Here is a 3,136-nt window from a genome sequence, read left to right on the forward strand (position 1 = left end):
GGGGCCCGCCGTACCGGGCCTGGCGGGGCCCGCCGGCGCCGAGGCGGGGCCCGTCGGCGCCGGCGTGTGCACGTGCTGGTCCATGCCGCTCAGCCTAGGCCCGCGGCCCTCGCCACGGCAGGGCGGAGGCCGCAGATCCGCCGAATCCACGCGGGAATCAACCGTTCGATGGACCCCGGATCCACCGCCGCAGGCGATGTCCCGGCCGGTGGATCGGCGGAGTCTTGAAGGCAACACCACAGACCCGATGTCCCGCGCCGCGCGGGACCGATCCCGACGAAAGCAGGTGCTCGATGTTCCTCGCCCTGCGCGACCTGCGCTTCGCCACCGGACGGTTCGCCCTCATGGGCGCCGTGGTGGCCCTGATCTCCCTGCTGCTCGTGATGCTCACGGGCCTGACCGCCGGCCTCGGCGGCCAGAACACCGGCGCCCTGGACCGGCTCGAGTCCCAGGGCGTGCAGCGTCTGGCCTTCGGCGGCGCCGCCGGCCAGGAGCCCACCGCGAACTTCACCCAGTCCGAGGTGACCGCCGCCGAGGCCGACGCCTGGCGGAACGCCGACGGCGTCGCCTCCGCCGAGCCGGTCGGTCTGGCCCAGGGCCGGGCCGTCGGCCTGGAGCACGCCCCTCAGCCGGCCCCGGAGTCCTCTGGCGGCGCCGACGCCCCGGCCCGGGTGGACACCTCGGACATCCCGACCACCGGCGTGGCCTCCGTGGCCCTGCTCGGCGTGGCCCCCGACGCCGCCGACGCCCCCTCAGGTCTGAAGGAGGGCGAGGCCGTGCTCGGCCAGGCCGCCGCGGACGACCTGCACGCCCAGGTCGGGGACAGCATCGAACTGTCCGGCACCGTGGTGACCGTCGCGGCGATCGAGCCGACCGAGTACTACTCGCACACCCCGGTGGTGTGGCTGTCCCTGAAGGACTGGAAGGCCGCCGCCCACGCCCCGGCGGACACCGAGGGCACCGCCCTGGCCGTGCGCTTCGCCGCCGGCGCGGACGACGCCGCCGCGGCCGCCACGGCCGACGACGCCGCCCGCACCGTCTCGGCCACCGTGCCGGACTCCTACGCCGCCCTGCCTGCCTACTCCTCGGAGAACGGCTCGCTGATGACCATGCAGGGGTTCCTCTACGGCATCTCGGCACTGGTGGTGATCGCGTTCCTGTCCATCTGGACCGTGCAGCGCACCCGGGAGATCGCCGTGCTGAAGGCGCTCGGCGGCTCCACCGGCTGGGTGCTGCGGGACGCTCTCACCCAGGCCGGCGTGGTCCTGCTCGTCGGCGTGGGCATCGGCACCGCGGCCGCCTTCGGCCTCGGGCTGCTCGCCTCCCAGGCGGTCCCCTTCACCGTGGACGCGGGCACCGTGCTCATCCCCGCCGCCGGCGTCTTCGCACTCGGCATGCTCGGCGCCGCCCTGGCGGTTGCCCGCACCGTCCGCATCGACCCGCTCGTCGCCCTCGGCGGCAACTGACCTCCTCCAGACAAGGACCATCGCCATGAACACCACCGTCACCCCGCTGCTGACCACCTCCGGGGACCGTCCCGACGCCGCCCCCGCCCTGTCCCTGCGCGATGTGGTGCTGGAGTACCCGGACGGCGAGCGCGGCACCCTGCGCGCCCTGGACCGGGTGTCCCTGGACCTGTACCCCGGCGTCTACACCGCCATGACCGGCCCGTCCGGCTCCGGCAAGTCCTCCCTGCTGGCCGTGGCCGCGGGCCTGATCTCCCCGACCTCGGGCCAGGTGGTGGTCAACGGCCAGGACCTCACCGCCCTGCCGAAGGCCCTGCGCACCGCGATGCGCGGCACGTCGATCGGCGTGATCTTCCAGCAGCCGAACCTCATCCCCTCCCTGACCGCACGCGAGCAGCTGGAGCTGACCGTGCACCTGGACCGCTCCGCCGGCCGGTCCGCCAAGCGTGACGCCCGGGTGCGCGCCGCCGAGCTGCTGGAGAAGGTGGACCTCGGCGCGGCCATGGACAAGCGCCCCCACCAACTCTCCGGTGGCCAGCGGCAGCGGGTGAACATCGCGCGTGCGCTCATGGCGAAGCCGGCGCTGCTGCTGGTGGACGAGCCGACCTCCGCCCTGGACCAGGAGCGCTCCGCCGCCGTGGTGGAGCTGCTCGGCGAGCTCACCCGCGAGGAGGGCGCCGCCACCCTGATGGTCACCCACGACGTGGAGTTCATGGACGCCGTCGACCGGACCCTGGTGATGGTGGACGGCCGCCTGCAGTGAGCCGAGGCTCCGCCCGCCACTACCCTGGTGGGCATGACCTCCCCCACGTCCTCCGCCACGTTCGCCCTCGCCGACGCCGTCGAGCTGGTCCACGTGGTCCGCAACGGCTTTGTCGAGTCCCGCACCCCCGGTGCCGCCGTGGTCACCGGCCCGGACGGGTCCGTGTTGGCCTCGCTCGGCCCGGCCGACGCCCTGATCTACCCGCGCTCCACGCTCAAGCCGTTCCAGGCCATCGCCTCGCTGCGCCACGGCGCCCGCCTGGAGGGCGAACAGATCGCCATCGCCTGCGGCTCCCACCGCGGCACGGCGCGGCATCGGGACCTGGCCGAGCGGATCCTGCAGGTCAACGGCCTGTCCGCCGCGGACCTGCAGTGCCCCGGTGACTGGCCGGCGGACGCCGAGGAGATCGCCCGCCACGCGGACGACATCGCCCACGGCGCCGAGAAGACCCCGCTGGCCTACAACTGTTCCGGCAAGCACGCCGGCTTCCTGGCCGCCTGCGTGGCCTCCGGCCATGACACCGCCACCTACCTGGAGCGCGAGCACCCGGTGCAGCGCGAGGTGGACGCAGTGATCGAGGAGTACTGCGGGGAGGAGATCGCCCACGTGGGCGTGGACGGCTGCGGGGCTCCTGCCGCCGTGGTGTCCCTGGCCGGGCTGGCCCGCGGCATCGGCCGGGTCGCCGCCGCCCCGCACCGCCGGGACGCCGAGCTGCACGCCGTCTCCGTCGCCAACGCCATGCTGGACCATCCGTGGGCCGTGCAGGCCGAGGGCAGGCCGAACACCCTGGTGATGGAAGAGCTGGGCCTGATCGCCAAGCTCGGTGCGGACGGCGTGACCGTGATGGGAGCACCGGACGGCACCGCCGTGGCGGTGAAGGCCCTGGACGGCGGCTCCCGCGCCGGAG

At 74.3% G+C, this 3,136-nt stretch carries 3 protein-coding genes; all 3 read left to right on the top strand.

The window, feature by feature from the left end; translation table 11 throughout:
* The first annotated feature begins 293 nt into the window (after positions 1 to 293).
* Positions 294 to 1,466 (top strand): ABC transporter permease, encoded by a 1,173-nt coding sequence (locus MLY01S_RS11715; RefSeq protein WP_067192380.1) that lies wholly within the window; start codon positions 294 to 296, stop codon positions 1,464 to 1,466.
* A gap of 25 nt (positions 1,467 to 1,491) precedes the next feature.
* Positions 1,492 to 2,229 (top strand): ABC transporter ATP-binding protein, encoded by a 738-nt coding sequence (locus tag MLY01S_RS11720; RefSeq protein ID WP_082740164.1) that lies wholly within the window; start codon positions 1,492 to 1,494, stop codon positions 2,227 to 2,229.
* 33 nt (positions 2,230 to 2,262) lie between these two features.
* On the top strand, positions 2,263 to 3,136 hold an 874-nt coding region (locus tag MLY01S_RS11725; protein WP_067192383.1), incomplete at its 3' end, for an asparaginase.

The sequence above is a fragment of the Micrococcus lylae NBRC 15355 genome, assembly GCF_001570885.1.
GTDB classification, from domain to species: Bacteria; Actinomycetota; Actinomycetes; order Actinomycetales; family Micrococcaceae; genus Micrococcus; species Micrococcus lylae.